A 17,200-nucleotide genomic window follows, 5' to 3' on the forward strand; every position below is an offset into this window, starting at 1 on the left:
GCAGAGCCCCATGTGAGTTGGCCCGGTGACGTCGAAAGGTCGGAATCCGCCGCCCGGCTACGGGAGCGGTTCGATGATCGGAGGAGCCGTGGGCGAAGGGCGCAGCTGGCTGGGGCGGCGTTTCCACCAGCTGACAGCGGACAATCAGGAGCTCGAGGACGAGGACCTGCGGCGCGCGTCGGAGGCCGCGGGGGCCGAGCCGATGCTGGCCTGCCGGGACCGCGCCGAGGCCTGCGTCGCCGGTTCCATACGTTCGGTCACCGTGCGGGCGCGTTCCGGGGCGCCCAGCCTCGAGGTCGACCTCTATGATGGAAGCGGAACCGTGACCCTCGTGTTTCTCGGCCGCAAACACATCGCGGGCATCGAGGCCGGCCGGTCCGTGAAGGCATCTGGCCGCGTGGTCGTGCGCGACGAGCGGACCACGATGTTCAACCCGCGGTACGAGCTGCTGCCGGTCTCCTCGACCAGCGCCTGAGCGGCGCCCGGAGGAACAGGACCCTCTCGCCCATGCCACCAGTCCCGCCGTCTGACCCGTCCCTGCCGAAGCCGGCGCCGGGCCCGCGCGGCTCCGGCCGCGAGCGTGGCTCGGAGCCCCCGCTGTCCCTGGCGGAGGCGGTGGGCGGCCCGCGCGGGATCATCGACAGTGCCATTCCGACGGTGGCTTTCGTCACCGTCAACGCCGAGGCGGGCCTGACCGCCGCGATCATCGTCGCGATCGCGACGGCGCTCGGGCTGGTCGTGCTGCGGCTGGTCCGCAGGGAACCGGTCCAACAGGCCTTCTCCGGCCTTTTCGCGGTCGGCTTCGCCGCCTTCATCGCCTCCCGCACGGGCAGTGCGGACGGCTTCTTCCTCCCGTCAATCGCGAAGAACGCGGTCTGTTCCGTGGTCGGTCTGTTGTCCATCGCGGTCGGGCGACCGATCGGCGGATACGTGATGGCCGGCTTCGACAGGCGCTACACCGGCTGGCGGGAGGACCCGCCGGTCCGGCGGGCCGCGGTGTGGGCGACCCTGGTCTGGATCGCCGTGTTCGGGGTGCGGTTCGTCGTCCAGGGCCTGCTGTACCTCGCCGGGGAGACCGGCTGGCTCGCCGCCGCGAACATCGCGCTCGGGCTGCCGCTGTTCGGTGTGGCGGTCCTCGCGACCTTCGCGATCGTCCGCCGCCTCGCCCCCCTGCCGGCTAAGGGCGCCGACCCGGCCGGTGAGCCGGTGGCGGGCGAGCCGGCCGCCCTCGTGGAGACCGGTGACCTGGCGGAGCCCGTCGAGCCGCCGCGCCCCTGACCCGGTCACGGCCCTGACGGGCCCCCTAACGGCCCTAGAGCGTGCCGGCGTTCACCGGGCCGCGGGCCCCCGCGCCGCACCGGCGGGCACGGCCCCGAGCAGCGCGGCGAGGCTCTCCTCGGCCTCACTGGTGGTCGCGACGGCCAGCACCTCGTCGCCGGGTTCCAGCGCGCAGTCCGCGGAGGGGACGATGGCGTGACCGTCGCGCAGGATGACGACCAGCGCCGAGTCCGGCGGCAGGTCGACATCACCGACGCGCAGGCCGACCACCGGCGCGTTCGCGGTCAGGGTGAGCTCGACGAGCGAGGCGTCGCTCTGCCGGAACTTCATCAGCCGCACCAGGTCGCCGACGCTCACCGCCTCCTCCACGAGGGCGGTCAGCAGGCGGGGGGCGGAGACCGCGACGTCGACACCCCAGGAGTCGGTGAACAGCCACTCGTTCTTGGGGTGGTTGACCCGCGCCACCACCCGCGGCACGCCGAACTCCGTCTTCGCCAGCAGTGACACGACCAGGTTGACCTTGTCGTCGCCGGTCGCGGCGACCATGACCGCGCAGCGGTCCAGACCTGCGCCGTCGAGCGAGGAGAGCTCGCAGGCGTCGGCGAGCAGCCACTCGACCGCGGGCAGCGCGTCCCGGCGGATCTTGTTCGGGTCGCGCTCGATGATCATGACCTCGGAGCCGTTCTCCAGCAGCTCCGCGGCGATCGAGCGCCCGACCTTGCCCGCGCCGGCGATGGCCACCCAGCGCGCCGAGCGCCCACCGGGCCCGACCAGCTCCGCGCCCTGCCCCTCGACGGCGGCGCGCACGTCCGGTTCCTGCGTCATCGCTGGTCTCCGTCCCTGGCTCGTGATCAGTCGTGCTGGGGGCCGGTGCGGATCACGGCGTCGGCCTCGGTGGCCCGCGTCTTCGCCACCGCGACGTGCAGGACGTCCCCGTCCTGGATCATGGTGCGGGCGTCCGGGAGCAGCCCGTCGCCGAACCTGGTCACGCAGACCACCCGCACCTCGGCCCGCGCCTCCAGGTCGGCGAGGCGCCGCCCGGCCCAGCCGCGGGCCGGGGTGACCGCGGTGAGCAGCACCGATCCGGACGTGTCCGTCCACTCCGGGGTGACGGCGTCCGGGACGAGGCGGCCGAGGATCTGGTCGCGGGTCCAGCGCACGGTGGCGACCGTGGGAATGCCCAGGCGCTCGTAGACCTCGGCGCGCCGCGGATCGTAGATGCGGGCGACGACCCGTTCGACCCCGAACATCTCCCGGGCGACCCGGGCAGAGATGATGTTGGAGTTGTCGCCGCTCGACACGGCCGCGAACGCGGCGGCATCAGCGATACCGGCTTCGACCAGGGTGTCGCGGTCGAAGCCCATGCCGGTGACCCGGCGGCCGCCGAAGCCGGCCGACAGGCGGTTGAACGCCTCCGGGTTCTGGTCGATGACGGCCACCGAATGGCCGAGACGCTCGACCGCACCGGCGAGAGAGGAACCGACCCGGCCGCAGCCGAGGATCACGACGTGCACGGGAAGTGAGCGTAGTCCGACGGGGGTTGCCCGGTCGATGCCTGTCCCGCACCCCGTTCGTCCAGCTCGCGGGGCTCTTCTCCGCCGCACGGGCGCCGGAGTGCGCCACGTCACACAGTGTGGGGAGGTGTGACCGCGGTCGGTAGCATCGCCGCGTGGCGCTCACAGACCGACTGAAGCGCGGATTCGTCGGTCGTCCGATCGGGAGCGATCGGCTCGGGGAAACTCTGCTGCCGAAGCGGGTCGCGCTGCCCGTCTTCGCCAGCGACGCGCTCTCGTCCGTCTCCTACGCGTCCGAGGAGATCCTGCTCGTCCTCGCCCTCGGTGGGCTGGCGTTGCTGCACTACACGCCGTGGATCGCCGCGGCGGTGGTCATTCTCATGCTGACCGTGGTCGCCTCCTACCGGCAGAACGTGCACGCCTACCCCAGCGGCGGCGGGGACTACGAGGTGGCCTCGGTCAACCTGGGCCCCCGGGCCGGCCTGGTGGTCGGCAGTGCGCTGCTCGTCGACTACGTGCTGACCGTCGCCGTGTCGGTCTCGGCGGGTGTCGCCAATCTGACCTCCGCGGCCACCGGGCTGGCCGAGCACAAGGTGCTGCTGGCCTCGCTGCTGGTCGTCCTGCTCACCCTGGTCAATCTGCGCGGGGTGCGGGAGTCCGGCTCGGCGTTCGCCGTCCCGTCCTACGCCTTCATCGCCGGCGTGCTGCTGATGATCGTGACGGGGCTGGTACAGACCGCCCTCGGGGACGCCCCCCGGGCCGAGAGCGCCGACTACGAGGTCCACGCCGAGGACGACTTCACCGGGCTGCTGCTCGTGTTCCTGATCCTGCGCGCGTTCGCGTCCGGCTGCACGGCGCTGACCGGCGTCGAGGCGATCAGCAACGGCGTGCCGGCCTTCCGCCGGCCCAAGAGCCGCAACGCCGCCACCACGCTGCTGCTGATGGGGACCATCGCCGTCACGATGTTCGTCGGCGTCACGGCCCTCGCGCTCATCTCGGACGTCCACATCGCCGAGAACCCGGCCGATCTCGTCGGCGGTGACGGCGGCGACCAGCGGACGGTGATCGCCCAGATCGCCGCGGCGGTGTTCGGCGACGGCTCCCCGGGCTTCGTGTACGTGGCGGCCGTCACCACCCTGATCCTCATCCTTGCCGCGAACACGGCGTTCAACGGCTTCCCGGTGCTCGGTTCGATCCTCGCGCGGGACGGCTACCTGCCGCGCCAGCTCCACACCCGCGGCGACCGGCTCGCCTACTCCAACGGGATCATCGTGCTGGCCGGGTTCGCGATCCTGCTCATCGTCGTGTTCGACGCCCAGGTGACGGCGCTGATCCAGCTCTACATCCTGGGTGTGTTCATCTCCTTCACCCTCAGCCAGACCGGGATGGTCCGGCACTGGGCGCGCCTGCTGCGCGCTTCGGCCACCTCGCTGGAGCTGGAGGAGGCCGAAGCGGGCGCGTCGGGCACCGTCGCCGGCAGCGTCGACGACCAGCTGACCGGACGGGTGCCGCTGGAGCCTGCCATGCGGCGCCGGGTCCGGCGGTACCAGGCGGTCAGCTTCCTCGGTGCCTGCCTCACCGGTGCTGTGCTGATCCTGGTGCTCCTCACGAAGTTCACCCGCGGGGCGTGGATCGTCTGCATCGCCATCCCGGTGATCTATCTGGTCATGCAGGCGATCCGGCGCCACTACGACCGGGTCGCCACCGAGCTGACACCGGAGCCCGGCCCGCCGACGCTGCCGTCCCGCGTGCATGCCGTGGTGCTCGTGAGCAAGATCCATGCCCCGACCCTGCGGGCGCTGGCCTACGCGAAGGCCACCCGGCCACACACGCTGGTCGCGTTGACCGTCGCCGTGGACCCGGCGGAGACCGAACGCCTCCGACAGGCCTGGGAGGAGCGCGACATCAAGATCGATCTGGTCGTGCTCGCCTCGCCGTACCGGGAGGTCACCCGGCCGGTGCTGGAGTACGTCGCCCGCATCCGGCGGGAGAGCCCACGGGATGTCGTCGCGGTGTTCGTCCCCGAGTACGTCGTCGGGCGCTGGTGGGAGCACCTCCTGCACAACCAGAGCGCGCTGCGGCTCAAGGCCCGGCTGCTGTTCCAGTCCGGAGTGATGATGACCAGCGTGCCCTGGCAGCTCGAGTCCAGCTCGCACGCGAGGGCCCGGCCCGAGCACGCGGGGGCCGGCGCCGTCCGGCGCGGCCGGGCTGCCGTGCCGACAGGTCAGACCCGGTCATCCCGGCAGCACCCGAGGTCCGAGCGGCCGGGTGGGTCCGAGCGGCCGGGTGGGTCCGAGCAGAGCAGGAGCGGGACGTGAGCGGGCGACCGACGCTGCGCGGCGGTCCGGCCCAGCCGGGCCGGGCGGGCCGAGGTGCCCAGCCGGGCCGGGCGGCCCAGCCGGCCCGCGCCGAGCGGGCCGCGCGGACCCCGCCGCCGCCGAGCGAGCTGGTGGAGCTGGAGGTCGGGGCGGTCGCGCACCACGGCCTGTGCGTCGCGCGGGCGGACGGCCGGGTGGTGTTCGTCCGGCACGCGCTGCCGGGGGAGCGGGTCAGGGCGAGGATCACCGACGTCTCGCACGACCGCTACTGGCGCGCCGACGCGGTCGAGGTCCTCGTCGCCTCCCCGGACCGCGTCGAACCACCGTGCCCGCATGCCAGGCCAGGCCTGTGTGGGGGTTGCGACTGGCAGCACGCCTCGCTGGACGCGCAGCGGCGCCTCAAGGCGCGGGTGGTGGAGGACTCGCTGCGCCGGATCGCGGGCCTGGACCTCACCGTGCTGGTCGAGGCGCTGACCTCCGCCGCGCCGGACGGGCTGGGCTGGCGGACCAGGATGCGTTTCTCCCGCACCCCCGACGGCGGAGTCGGGCTGCGCGCGCACCGCTCCCACCGGGTCGTCGCCACCCCGGACTGCCGTATCGCCGACCCGCTGCTCGCCAGCGTGATCGCCGATCCGTCCTTCCTCCAGGGCCCGGCCAGTCCGGACCGCACCGGCCAGGCGGTGGAACTCGTCGCGATGCCGGCTTCCCCGCCGGACGGCGAGCCCGGCGCGGTCGCGTACTCGACCAGGTCCGGCAGATGGCAGGTCGTCCAGGTGCCGGCCGGCGAAGGCGGGGCGGAGCCGGAGGGCCAGCGTTCGGACAGCCCGCCGCCCGAGGCCGAGGTCCAGGTCGTCGAGACGGTCGAGGGCCGCCGCTTCCATCTGGAACCCGGGGTCTTCTGGCAGGTCCATCCGACGGCCGCGGCGACGCTGGTCGCCGCGGTGCGGGACGCGGCCGGCGCCGCGCCCGGCGACACGGCGCTCGACCTGTACAGCGGCGCCGGGCTGTTCGCCGCGTTCCTCGCGGCAGCGGTCGGCCCGACCGGCCAGGTCATCGCCGTGGAGTCGGACGAGGCCGCGGTCCGCTCCGCCGCCCGCAGCCTGGCGGACCTGCCCTGGGTCTCGTTGCGGGCGCTGCGTGTCACCCCGGCGACCGTCAGCCGCCTGACCGGCGGCTCCGCCCGCCCCGGGATCGATGTGGCGGTTCTCGACCCGCCTCGCACCGGGGCCGGCCGGGAGGTCATGACCGCGCTGCTCGCGCACCGGCCGCGCCGGGTCGTCTACGTGGCCTGCGACCCCGCGGCACTCGGCCGGGACGTCGCGGTGGCCGCGGGCGAGGGGTACCGGCTCACCGGGCTGCGCGCGTTCGACATCTTCCCGATGACCTCGCACGTCGAGTGCGTCGCGATCCTGGAGCCGACGTCCGCCTCCGACCCGGCGCAGGCCGGGGCGGTGGCCGGGGAGCACACCGGTGACGCGGGCCAGGGCGTGCGCGGCTTCGCCCTTCAGTGATGCCACCGGCTGGGCCTGTGCGGCGGTGATCGTCCTTGTCGCCGGTTCGGTGCTCCTCGCGGCCGTCCTGGTGGACGCCCTCGCGCGCCGGGGCCGGCAGGCGAGCGGCCGGGGGTGAGCCGCCGGCGGCCGCCCGCCCCCGCCTCGCCTGTGCGGCGGGTGGGAGCAGCCGCCCGTGAACGGCGGGTGCGGGGGACGCCGCCGCATTGTCTCCGGGGCTGCCTGTATCCAGTGCTGTCCGAAGCTTTGTCTCCGGATTACGCGCGGACCCGGATCGCATTCGGCTCTTTCCCGGCATCGGGCAGGATATGTCCGTTTCGGCGGCGCTCCGTTTCAGGGAACGCAGACGCGGCCCGCTCACCCGCTACCCGGAAGCCGACTGCGGAGACCGGGCTTCTGCGCGCCCGCGCCGGGCCGGGCCGCGCGGTGGGGGCGCGAGGGGACGGTGGCGGACCCCGGCCCGGCGGACCCGTCCGTTGGTCCCGAGGCGCTGGCCACCCGCCTGGGCCGTTGGTCCAGGTCGAAGGCATAGGGCATCTACCCTGGATATCTGATGCCAGACGGTGTAGGCCGTACGCAATTTCGGGCTTCAGGCCGTGATCGTAGATCATCGGGCGGTGTGCGGTGGCATCGCTTCTGGCCGGAAGGACCGCGGGATCGCGCCGGGGCCCGGGATGGCCTGGCGGATGACCATGTCGGGCGGCGGCGGGGCCCGGGGCCGGGCCACCCCGGGCTCGCTCCGGCGGGCGTCCGCTGACTCTGGGTAAGGTCGCCGGTGACAATCGGGGGTGCCGGCAGGGGCCAGTGTGATGTCACGAAAATGTCACGATTAGATGACATGCGTATGCACGGTCGCCCGAAAGTCCCAAGGGGCGGGGAGGAAAGCCTGCCGGGCGGTCCCCGACTCGCCCCTCGCGGGACCACGCCGTCCCGGGGCGGAGCGGCTGCCAACGCGTCACGCCTGGTTCGCGGGATCTCTTCCACGGTTACCCGATGCACATTCCCGGCAGCGGGAGGGGGATTCTACCGCGACCCGGTGGAATACCTGACGCTCTCCGGGCAGCTCACATGTCGGGAGCCTGTCTGCGGACCCCGGGGCGTGCTGCGTAGACTTTGCCGGACCCGGACCGATCCCCTTTCGGGGGAGGGAGAGCACGCCGTGTCGCTTCTGTCGACGATCGACAGCCCGCAGGACGTCAAGCGCCTCGACCACGAGGAACTGGTGGCGCTCGCGGCCGAGATCCGTGATTTCCTCATCCATGCGGTTGCCCGTACAGGCGGCCACCTTGGGCCGAATCTGGGGGCTGTCGAACTCACTCTCGCTATTCACAGGGTATTTGATTCGCCTTTTGACCGGGTCCTGTGGGACACCGGGCATCAGTCCTATGTTCACAAGATTCTGACGGGTCGGCGGGAGGCATTTGACCGACTCCGTCAGCGTGGCGGGCTCTCTGGCTATCCCTGCCAGGCGGAGTCCGAGCACGACATCATCGAGAACTCGCACGCCTCCACCGCGCTGTCCTACGCCGACGGCCTGTCGCGGGCCTACGCGCTGCGCGGTGAGAACCGCGCGGTCGTCGCGGTCGTCGGTGACGGTGCCCTGACCGGTGGCATGTGCTGGGAGGCGCTGAACAACATCGCCGCCTCCGACCGCCAGGTCGTGATCGTCGTCAACGACAACGGTCGGTCCTACTCGCCGACCATCGGCGGGCTGGCCGACCACCTCGCCTCGCTGCGGCTGGCGCCCGAGTACGAGCAGGTCCTCGACGTCGTCAAGCAGGTGCTTGGTCGCACGCCGCTGGTCGGCGCGCCGCTGTTCGACGCCCTGCACGGCATCAAGCGGGGCATCAAGGACGTCGTGACCCCGCAGGGCATGTTCGAGGACCTCGGTCTGAAGTACGTCGGCCCGATCGACGGCCACGACGTGGCCGCGATGGAGTCGGCGCTGCGTCGGGCCAAGGACTTCGGCGGCCCGGTGATCGTGCACGCGATCACCCGGAAGGGCTTCGGCTACCCGGCGGCCGAGCAGGACGAGGCGGACAACTTCCACGCCGTCGGCGTCATCGACCCGGCCACCGGCAAGCCGGTGTCGGCGTCCAAGGGCACCACCTGGACGTCGGTCTTCTCCGAGGAGATCGTGCGGATCGGTGCCGAGCGGCCCGACGTCGTCACGATGACCGCCGCGATGCTCCAGCCGGTCGGGCTGAAGGCGTTCGCCAAGGCCTACCCGGACCGGGTGTTCGACGTCGGCATCGCCGAGCAGCACGCCGTCACCTCGGCGGCGGGTCTGGCGATGGGCGGCCTCAAGCCGGTCGTCTGCATCTACGCCACGTTCCTGAACCGGGCGTTCGACCAGGTCCTGTTCGACGTGGCGATGCACCGCCAGCCGGTGACCTTCGTGCTCGACCGCGCCGGGATCACCGGCGAGGACGGCGCGTCGCACAACGGCATGTGGGACATGTCGTTCCTGCAGGTCGTGCCCGGTCTGGCGATCGCCGCGCCGAGGGACGAGGCCACCCTGCGGGCCGAGCTCGACGAGGCGATCTCGACCACCGACGGCCCGACGGTCGTGCGTTACCCCAAGGGCAAGATCGCCGCGGAGACGCCGGCCATCGACAAGGTCGGCGGGGTCGACATCCTCTACCGCGCTCCGGCGGTGGCGCGGCACCGCGAGGTGCTGCTGGTCTCGGTCGGCGCGATGGCTCCGACCTGTCTGGACGTCGCCGCCCGCGTCGCCAGCCAGGGCATCGGTGTCACCGTCGTCGACCCGCGGTGGGTCAAGCCGCTGGACCCGGCGCTGGTCGAGCTGGCCCGTGAGCACGACCTGGTCGTCACGGTCGAGGACAACGGCCGGGTCGGCGGTGTAGGCGCGTCCGTCGCGCAGCTGCTGCGTGACGCCGACGTGGACGTCCCGCTCCGTGAGTTCGGGGTCGCCCAGCGCTTCCTCGACCACGGCAAGCGTGACGAGGTCCTCGCCGAGGTCGGCCTTGCCCCGCAGGACCTTGCCCGCAAGGTGATCGAAGCGGTCGCTCGCCGCCAGAACGCGCTGGCGGAAGAGGTCGAGTCGGCCGGCACGAGCAAGTCCAGCCAGGCCTCCGCTACCGGCCAGGCCTGAGTCGCTCCGCGGCGCCCGCTGCCCAGCGCGCGCCGCGGGGCCGACGCCCCGGGCTGGAACCGCTGGTTCCGGGCCGGAGCTGCCGGGTCGCGCCTCTCCGCGCGGCCCGGCGCTGGTGGTCGTGCGAGGACGTCCTACGCTGACCTGGTGACAGGCGTCAGCGGGGCGGATCCAGACGGGGACGCCCGGATCGACGGGCCCCCGCCACGCCACCGGGGCGCGCGCTGGTGGGCCGTGCGCGGTGCGCTGGTGGTTGCCGCTGTACTGCTGGCCGTCGCTCTGGTGCGGCAGTGGAACGACGTCCGCGACTCGATCGGTGACCTGACGGCCCTCGGCCTCGGCGGGTCCGCCGTGGCCACGGTGCTGGCGGTCGGCGCCACCGTCCTGTCCTGGCGGGCGGTGATCAGCGGGCTCGGCGCGCGGCTGCCGCTGCGGGCCACCGTGCGGATCTTCTGCGTCGGCCAGATCGGCAAGTACATCCCGGGCAGCGTGTGGCCCGTCCTCGCGCAGATGGAGCTGTCCCGCGACTACGGGGTCTCCCGGCCGACATCGGCCTCGGCCAGCCTGGTGGTGCTCGCGCTGGCGGTGCCGTGCGGTGGCGTCACCGCGGCAGCCACCCTGCCCTTCGTCTCCCGGGACGCCCTCACCGACTACTGGTGGGCGCTGGCGGTGGTGCCGCTGTTCGCGGTGGTGCTGTTCCCACCGGTGCTCTCCCGGCTGCTCGCCCTGGCCTTCCGCCTGCTGCGTCGCCCCCCGCTGGGCGAGCCGCTCACCGCCGGCCCCATCCTCGCCGGCGCCGGCTGGCTGATCGCCGGTTTCGTCTGTTACGGCATCGGGACCTGGCTCCTCGTGCGCGACCTCGGCCCACAGGTCGGTGGTGCCCGGCTGGTCGCGCTGTGCATCGGCGCCTACGCGCTGGCCTGGACTGCGGGCTTCCTGGTCCTGGTGCTGCCGGCAGGGGCGGGGGTGCGCGAGGCCGTGCTGGTGCTCGCCCTCGCCCCCGCGCTGGCGAGTGGCCCGTCCACTCTGATCGCCGTCGTCGCCCGGCTGCTCGCCACCATCGCGGACATCTTCTGGGCCCTGATCGGGGTCGCGTTGCGGCCGCGGGGCGAACCGGCCACCGCGGGTGGCCCGCCGGCCTCACCCGTTCTGTCCACCTCGCCCGGCCCGTCAGAGAAGCCGGGCGCGTCGCCGCAGGGGCGCATCGAGGACGGCCTCAGCGCGCGGGAGACACGCGGAACCGCGTCAGGAGGCCCGGGAGCCGCGGCTGTCGTTCCGGGCGCGCCTCGCGTCCGCTGAGCCCCACCCCGGCAGCCCACAGCTGTGTGCGGACGGCGGCCGCCCAGCACCGGTCGGCGGGACCGGGCTGGGCGGCGGTGACAGCGGTGACAGCGGTGACAGTCGGCGCCGGCTCAGGCGATCGTCGCCACGCCGGGCGGGTTGAAACGCTGCCCGGTCGCCTTCTCGCTGATCCCGGTGCGGTCCAGATAGGGCGTGATGCCGCCGAGGTGGAACGGCCAGCCCGCGCCGAGGATCATGCACAGGTCGACGTCCGCCGGCTCGGCGACGACCTTCTCGTCGAGCAGCAGCCGGATCTCCTGGGCGAGCGCGGTCAGCGCGGCCTCGCGGACCTGCTCCTGCGTCAGAGCCGCCGAGGTGCCGGCCCCCGTGCCCCCCGCGCTCCCCGCCGCCGGCCCGTCGGCGGGCCCGCGGGCGAGCTCCGCGGCCTGCGGGTCGACGACCTGCCGGCCCTGAGCGTCGGTCGTGTAGAAACCGGTCTTCCCGGCGGCGACCAGCCGGGCCAGGCCGGCCGGGTCGCGGAACCGGTCCGGCGCCGTGCCGTGCAGGGTCTGCGCCACGTGCAGCGCCACCGGCGGCCCGACCAGCGACAGCAGGACGAGCGGCGACATCGGCAGGCCGAGCGGGTCCAGAGCGGTGTCGGCCTGCTCGATGGAGGTACCGGACTCGGTGGCGGCGAGCACCTCGCCCAGGAACCGGGTGAGCAGGCGGTTCACCACGAACGCCGGGGCGTCCGCGACCAGCACGGCGTTCTTCTTCAGCTTCCGGGCCACCGCGAGCGTGGTCGCGACCGTGGCGTCGTCGCTGCGCGGGCTGCGGACCACCTCGACGAGCGGCAGGACAGCCACCGGGTTGAAGAAGTGCAGGCCCGCCACGCGCTCGGGATGGGTCAGATCGGCGGCCATCTCGGCCACGGACAGCGCCGAGGTGTTCGTGAGCAGCACGGTCTCGGGCTTGACGTACGTCTCGAGTTCGGCGAGTACCGTCTTCTTGATCGCCATGTCCTCGAAGACAGCCTCGATGATCAGGTCGGCGTCCGCGAACGCGTCCTTGGTCAGCGAGCCGGTGACGCCGGCCTTCAGCCGGTTGGCCCGGTCGGGCGAGATCCGCCTGCGCTGGAGCAGGTTGTCGAACTCCTGGTGGACGCGGGCGACTCCGGCGTCCAGACGCTCCTGGTCGAGGTCGGTGATGACCACCGGGACCTCGAGCCGCTGCGCGAACAGGGCGGCGAGCTGGCTGGCCATCAGGCCGGCGCCGACGACCCCGACCTTCGTCACCGGCCGGGCCAGCGAGCGGTCCGGGCCGCCGGCCGGCCGCTTCGCCCGCTTGTTGACCAGATCGAACGCGTAGAGGCCGGCGACCAGCTCCTCGCCGGCACCGAGGTCGGCCAGTGCCGCGGACTCGGCCGCGTAACCCGTGTCGACGTCCGCCGTCTCGGCCAGGGCCATCAGCTCGAGCGCGCGGTAGGCCGCCGGAGCGGCGCCGTGCAGGCGGGCGTCGGCGAGGGCGCGCCCGCGCTCCAGCGCAGCCGCCCACGCCGCGCCCCGCTCGACCGGCCGCCGGGCGGCGGCCGGGTCCTCCTCACCGCGCAGGACCCGGCCGACCCAGCGCAGCGCCTCCTCCAGGAAGTCCGCCGGCTCCAGCAGGACGTCCCCCAGCCCGAGGGCGAAGGCCTGCGGGCCGCGCAGGGTCCGGTTCTGGCTGAGCGCGTTCTCGATCATGATCGTGACCGCGTTCTCGGGGCCCACCAGGTTCGGCAGCAGCTGGGTGCCACCCCAGGCCGGGACGAGCCCGAGGAACACCTCGGGCAGCGCGAGCGCGGCGATGTCCGTCGACAGGGCCCGGTAGTCACAGTGCAGGGCCAGCTCCAGGCCGCCGCCGAGCGCGGCGCCGTTGACCAGGGCGAAGGTCGGGACCTTCCGCCCGGCCAGCCGCCCCTCGCCGACCTTGCGCAGCGCCGTGTGCCCGAGTTCGCCGAGCGCGGCGAGCTTCGGCCGGACCTCCTCCGGATCGGTCAGCGACGACCGGTAGGACAGGTCCGCGCCGACGCAGAAGATGAACGGCTTGCCCGTCACCGCGACCGCCGCCACCGGCGGGTCGTGCGCCTCGATCTCCTCGACCGCGGCGATCAGGGACCGCAGGCCCGCCGGGCCGAAGGTGTTCGGGCGGGTGTGGTCGTGCCCGTTGTCGAGGGTGATGAGGGCGACCGGGCCGGCCACGCCGGGCAGCTGCGCGTACCGGACATGGGCATGTGCGACCACCTCGTCCGGATGATCAAGAGTCACCGCGACGCTGCTCATGCTCCGTCTCCCATTCGGCCGAAGTTGTGACGATGCGAAGGTTCGAGGTCGGGGGTTCCGGCGGGTCGGTGTGCTGGCGACCGGATGCCGGCGGGCCGGTCAGGCGGCCTGGTGGTGGGGGTTCTCCCAGATCGTGGTGGCGCCCATGCCGATGCCCACGCACATCGCGGTGAGGCCGTAGCGCACCTCGGGGTGCTCCTCGAACTCCCGGGCGAGCTGGGTCATCAGCCGCACGCCGCTGGAGGCGAGCGGGTGGCCGTACGCGATCGCGCCGCCGTACGGGTTGACCCGCGGGTCGTCGTCGTCGAGGCCGAAGTGGTCGAGGAAGGCGAGGACCTGCACGGCGAACGCCTCGTTGAGCTCGAACAGCCCGATGTCGTCGATGGTCAGGCCGGTGCGGGCCAGCGCCTTCTCGGTGGACGGGATCGGGCCGACCCCCATGACCTCCGGTTCGACGCCGGCGAACCCGAAGCCGACCAGCGTCATCTTGCGGCTCAGGCCCAGCTCCGCGGCGACGTCGGCGGCGGCCAGCACACAGCCGGTGGCGCCGTCGTTGATGCCCGCGGCGTTGCCCGCGGTGACCCGGCCATGCGGCCGGAACGGCGTCCGCAGGCCGGAGAGGCCCTCCAGCGTGGTGCCGGGGCGGGGCGGCTCGTCCACGGTGACCAGCTCCCAGCCGCTCTCGGCATGCCGGGCCGCGACCGGGACGAGATCGGGCTGGATCCGGCCGTCCGCGTAGGCCTTCGCCGCCTTCGTCTGCGAGGCGACCGCGTAGGCGTCGGCCCGCGCCCGGGTGATGGCCGGGTAGCGGTCGTGGACGTTCTCCGCGGTCAGGCCCATCACGAGGGCGGACGGGTCGACGAGCTTCTCGGAGACGAACCGCGGGTTGGGGTCGACCCCCTCGCCCATCGGGTGCCGCCCCATGTGCTCGACACCGCCGGCGATCGCCAGGTCGTAGGCGCCGATCCCGATGGCGGACGCGGCGGTGGTCACCGCGGTCACGGCGCCGGCGCACATCCGGTCGATGGAGTAGCCCGGGACGGACCTCGGCAGCCCGGCGAGGATGCCGGCCGTCCGGCCGAGAGTCAGGCCCTGGTCGCCGATCTGGGTCGTCGCCGCGATCGCGACCTCGTCGATCCGCTCCGGCGGCAGGGACGGATTGCGCCGCAGCAGCTCACGGATGACCCGGACGACCAGGTCGTCCGCCCGGGTCTCGGTGTAGACACCCTTCGCCTTGCCGAACGGCGTACGCACTCCGTCGACGAACACCACATCGCGGATCGAACCCCGCGCGTTCACGAACACCACCGGCCTCCTCGACGCACTTGTCCGTCGACGGCGCGTATCCGGCCCGCCGCCACCGGTGCCCGGCCGGGTGCCCCGAAGGTGGTGCCGACCGTGACGGAGACCAGCCTACGGCAGGAGTTACCGGCGGGTAGGTAATGGGCGTCGCTCCGACGGTGGACCAGTGCCCTGGATCACCGGCCGGTGATCCGCGCCCGCGCTCCGCACGGCGGGACGGCGCAGGTGACAAGGCCGATCAGGTCGCGGACGGCTCCCCGCCGGCGTCACCGGCGTCACCGGCGGCCTGCGCGCGCGGCGCCGACCGCCGGGTCCTGGCCGCCGCCCCGGCCGTGGTGGCTGGCGCCGCGCGGCCTGGCGGCGCGGGGGGCGGGTCCGCCAGCGCGGCCGCCACCGCGGTGGCGGTCAGGGCCACCTGCCACGGCCGGGCCCCACCGGTCGTGAGCGCCGCCGTGACGGCCGCCGCGTCCCGGCCTGGCGGCGGGCTCCAGGTGACACGGCGGGCCAGCGCGGGCTCCAGCAGGTTCTCGACCGGCATGCCCTGGTCGTCGGCGATGGCGTTCAGCGTGGCCCGCACCCGGGCCAGCCGGGCGGCCGCCACCGGGTCGCGCTCGGCCCAGCGGTTCTGGGGCGGCAGTCCGTCCCCACCCGGCCCGGCGCTGCTCGGGAGCTGGCTGTCGGGCAGCTCGGCCGCCGCGCGGAGGGCGTCCATCCAGGTCGTGGCCGACCGCCGCAGCCGGTGGCCGGAGAAGACCGGCAGCCGGGTCAGGGCGGCGGCGTCCTCGGGGGCCTTGAGGACGGCGTCCATGATCGCGCTGTCGGGGAGCACTCGCCCGGGCGCGATGTCGCGGGCGCGGGCGACCCTGTCACGGGCCAGCCACATGGCGCGTACCGCGGCGAGCTGGCGCCGGTTGCGCGCGCGGTGGATGCCACTGGTGCGGCGCCACGGTTCCGCCCGTGGCTCGCGCGGGGGGGCGGCGGCGATCGCGGCGAACTCCTGGCGGGCAAAGTCGATCTTGTTCTGATCGGTCAGCTCCGCCTCCAGGTGGTCACGCAGCTCCACGAGCAGCTCCACATCGAGCGCGGCATAGCGCAACCAGGGCTCGGGCAGCGGCCGGGTCGACCAGTCGGCGGCGGAGTGCCCCTTCTCCAGCCCGTAGCCGAGCACCCGCTCGACCATCGCGCCGAGACCGACCCGTTCGTAGCCCAGCAGACGTCCGGCGAGCTCCGTGTCGAACAGGGTGGACGGGTGCAGCCCGAGTTCGGCGAGGCACGGCAGGTCCTGGCTGGCCGCGTGCAGGACCCATTCGGCCTCGCCCACCGCGGCCTGCACTCCGCTCAGGTCGGGCAGCGCCACCGGGTCGATGAGCAGCGTTCCGGCGCCGCGGCGGCGGATCTGCACGAGGTAGGCCCGCTGGCTGTACCGGTAGCCGGACGCCCGCTCGGCATCGAAGGCGACCGGGCCGTTGCCTGCGGCCAGGAGCTCGACGGCCGCCGCGAGGTCGTGGGAGTCCTCGAGCACGGGCGGCACGCCGTCGGCCGGCTCCAGCAGGGGGATGGGGACGGTCGCCGACGCGTCGGCGGCAGCATCGGCTGCCGCACCCTCACTGACCAGGTGTGTTGAGTCAGGAACCGTCGACGTCACGATCGGCGATGGTACGTGTGAATGGCCGTGCTGGCAGCCCAGACGGCTGAGCATTCGCACTGATTATACGCTTAGTGTTCGTTCTTAGCGTACGAGTAGTCATGACGGCTGCGTTCTGTTGACATGCCGGGCGCGCAGTGTCCGTGCCGGGCGCGACGTGATGACTCAGGCCCGACGTGCAGGTAGCGGCACGACCCCGGAGAGACGCGGCGGGAGACCGGCCATCGCCGCGAGGAGATCGGCGAACGAGTGCAGGTGGGCTGCCGCGTCCAGCGGATCCCAGCCGGGGCCCGGATCGGTGTCCCCGCCCGGGCTCGCCAGGACCGGATCGCTCCCCCCCGGAACGGCCGAGGCCAACGACGCCGAGGCCAACGACGCCGTTGCCGTTGCCGGCGACGCTGTTGCCGGCGACGCCCAGTCCGGTGACCACGAGCAGCGCAGCTCCACGTCGAAGTTGTCGCCGTCCGCGGCGAGGACCCCGAACCGGCGGGACGAGGTGGTGGTCACCGTGCCACCGAGGGCGCGGACCTGGGCGCCGTGCGACTGCAACGACTCCCGCAGCCAGGACCAGGCGACACCGGGCAGCAGCGGATCGTCCGCCACCTCGGGGTCGACGGACGCCCGGGCGTAGCACACCATCCGGCTGGTCCCCTCCCAGGCATCCTGGCCGTCCGGATCGAAGAGCAGGACGAACCGGCCCGAGGCGGCCTCGTCGTCGTCGGTGAGGCCGCCGGTGAGCGCGAACGCGAACGGCGCGATCCGCGACGGGGCGGGAATCTCCCGAATACTCACGTCGGACCGCAGGTCCGCCAGCGCATCTCGCAGCGCGTCGGTGGCGGCCACGAAGAGCGCAGGCGCACTGAGCAGCGACCGCGTTCCCCCCATGGCGGCAACGTTAGGGGCTGCACCGTGATCACG

Annotated in this window: 12 protein-coding genes; 6 read left to right on the forward strand and 6 right to left on the reverse strand. The window is 73.3% G+C overall.

The window, feature by feature from the left end; genetic code table 11:
• Window positions 1-88 precede the first annotated feature (88 nt).
• Entirely contained in the window at window positions 89-475 is a 387-nt protein-coding gene (locus tag B207_RS0102370) for an OB-fold nucleic acid binding domain-containing protein (RefSeq protein ID WP_018634906.1), read from the forward strand.
• 32 nt (window positions 476-507) lie between these two features.
• Window positions 508-1,278, forward strand: coding sequence for a DUF3159 domain-containing protein (locus B207_RS32195; protein WP_018634907.1), 771 nt, complete (start codon window positions 508-510; stop codon window positions 1,276-1,278).
• Window positions 1,279-1,329: 51 nt separating this feature from the next.
• Here the strand turns inward: B207_RS32195 and B207_RS0102380 are convergent, their stop codons facing one another.
• Together B207_RS0102380 and B207_RS0102385 are read right to left on the reverse strand one after the other, a co-directional pair.
• Entirely contained in the window at window positions 1,330-2,103 is a 774-nt protein-coding gene (locus B207_RS0102380; RefSeq protein WP_018634908.1) for a potassium channel family protein, read from the reverse strand.
• A 26-nt stretch (window positions 2,104-2,129) separates the two neighbouring features.
• The gene (locus tag B207_RS0102385; protein ID WP_018634909.1) at window positions 2,130-2,792 is read right to left on the reverse strand and encodes a potassium channel family protein; all 663 of its coding nucleotides are present in this window, start codon (window positions 2,790-2,792) and stop codon (window positions 2,130-2,132) included.
• A 155-nt stretch (window positions 2,793-2,947) separates the two neighbouring features.
• On the opposite strand from B207_RS0102385, the gene B207_RS32200 reads away from it, so the two are divergent.
• The 4 genes from B207_RS32200 to B207_RS32210 all read left to right on the forward strand — a co-directional run bounded on the left by B207_RS32200 (window position 2,948) and on the right by B207_RS32210 (window position 11,035).
• Window positions 2,948-5,110, forward strand: coding sequence for an APC family permease (locus B207_RS32200; protein WP_018634910.1), 2,163 nt, complete (start codon window positions 2,948-2,950; stop codon window positions 5,108-5,110).
• Complete coding sequence (locus B207_RS32205; protein ID WP_018634911.1) at window positions 5,107-6,621, forward strand: class I SAM-dependent RNA methyltransferase; 1,515 nt, start codon at window positions 5,107-5,109, stop codon at window positions 6,619-6,621. Before B207_RS32200 ends, B207_RS32205 begins: the two co-directional genes overlap by 4 nt.
• A gap of 1,159 nt (window positions 6,622-7,780) precedes the next feature.
• The gene (gene dxs / locus B207_RS0102405) at window positions 7,781-9,736 is read left to right on the forward strand and encodes a 1-deoxy-D-xylulose-5-phosphate synthase (RefSeq protein ID WP_018634913.1); all 1,956 of its coding nucleotides are present in this window, start codon (window positions 7,781-7,783) and stop codon (window positions 9,734-9,736) included.
• 147 nt (window positions 9,737-9,883) lie between these two features.
• Complete coding sequence (locus B207_RS32210; protein ID WP_018634914.1) at window positions 9,884-11,035, forward strand: lysylphosphatidylglycerol synthase domain-containing protein; 1,152 nt, start codon at window positions 9,884-9,886, stop codon at window positions 11,033-11,035.
• 113 nt (window positions 11,036-11,148) lie between these two features.
• Here the strand turns inward: B207_RS32210 and B207_RS0102415 are convergent, their stop codons facing one another.
• The 4 genes from B207_RS0102415 to B207_RS32215 form a co-directional block, all read right to left on the reverse strand.
• Window positions 11,149-13,335 (reverse strand): 3-hydroxyacyl-CoA dehydrogenase NAD-binding domain-containing protein, encoded by a 2,187-nt coding sequence (locus B207_RS0102415; RefSeq protein WP_018634915.1) that lies wholly within the window; start codon window positions 13,333-13,335, stop codon window positions 11,149-11,151.
• A 99-nt stretch (window positions 13,336-13,434) separates the two neighbouring features.
• On the reverse strand, window positions 13,435-14,640 hold the full coding sequence (locus tag B207_RS0102420; protein WP_026310582.1) for a thiolase family protein: 1,206 nt from the start codon (window positions 14,638-14,640) through the stop codon (window positions 13,435-13,437).
• Window positions 14,641-14,875: 235 nt separating this feature from the next.
• Window positions 14,876-16,336 (reverse strand): HRDC domain-containing protein, encoded by a 1,461-nt coding sequence (locus B207_RS0102425; RefSeq protein WP_018634917.1) that lies wholly within the window; start codon window positions 16,334-16,336, stop codon window positions 14,876-14,878.
• Window positions 16,337-16,447: 111 nt separating this feature from the next.
• Entirely contained in the window at window positions 16,448-17,167 is a 720-nt protein-coding gene (locus tag B207_RS32215; protein ID WP_018634918.1) for a DUF3000 domain-containing protein, read from the reverse strand.
• Window positions 17,168-17,200 lie beyond the last annotated feature (33 nt).

The sequence above is a fragment of the Parafrankia elaeagni genome, assembly GCF_000374165.1.
GTDB lineage: Bacteria > Actinomycetota > Actinomycetes > Frankiales > Frankiaceae > Parafrankia > Parafrankia elaeagni.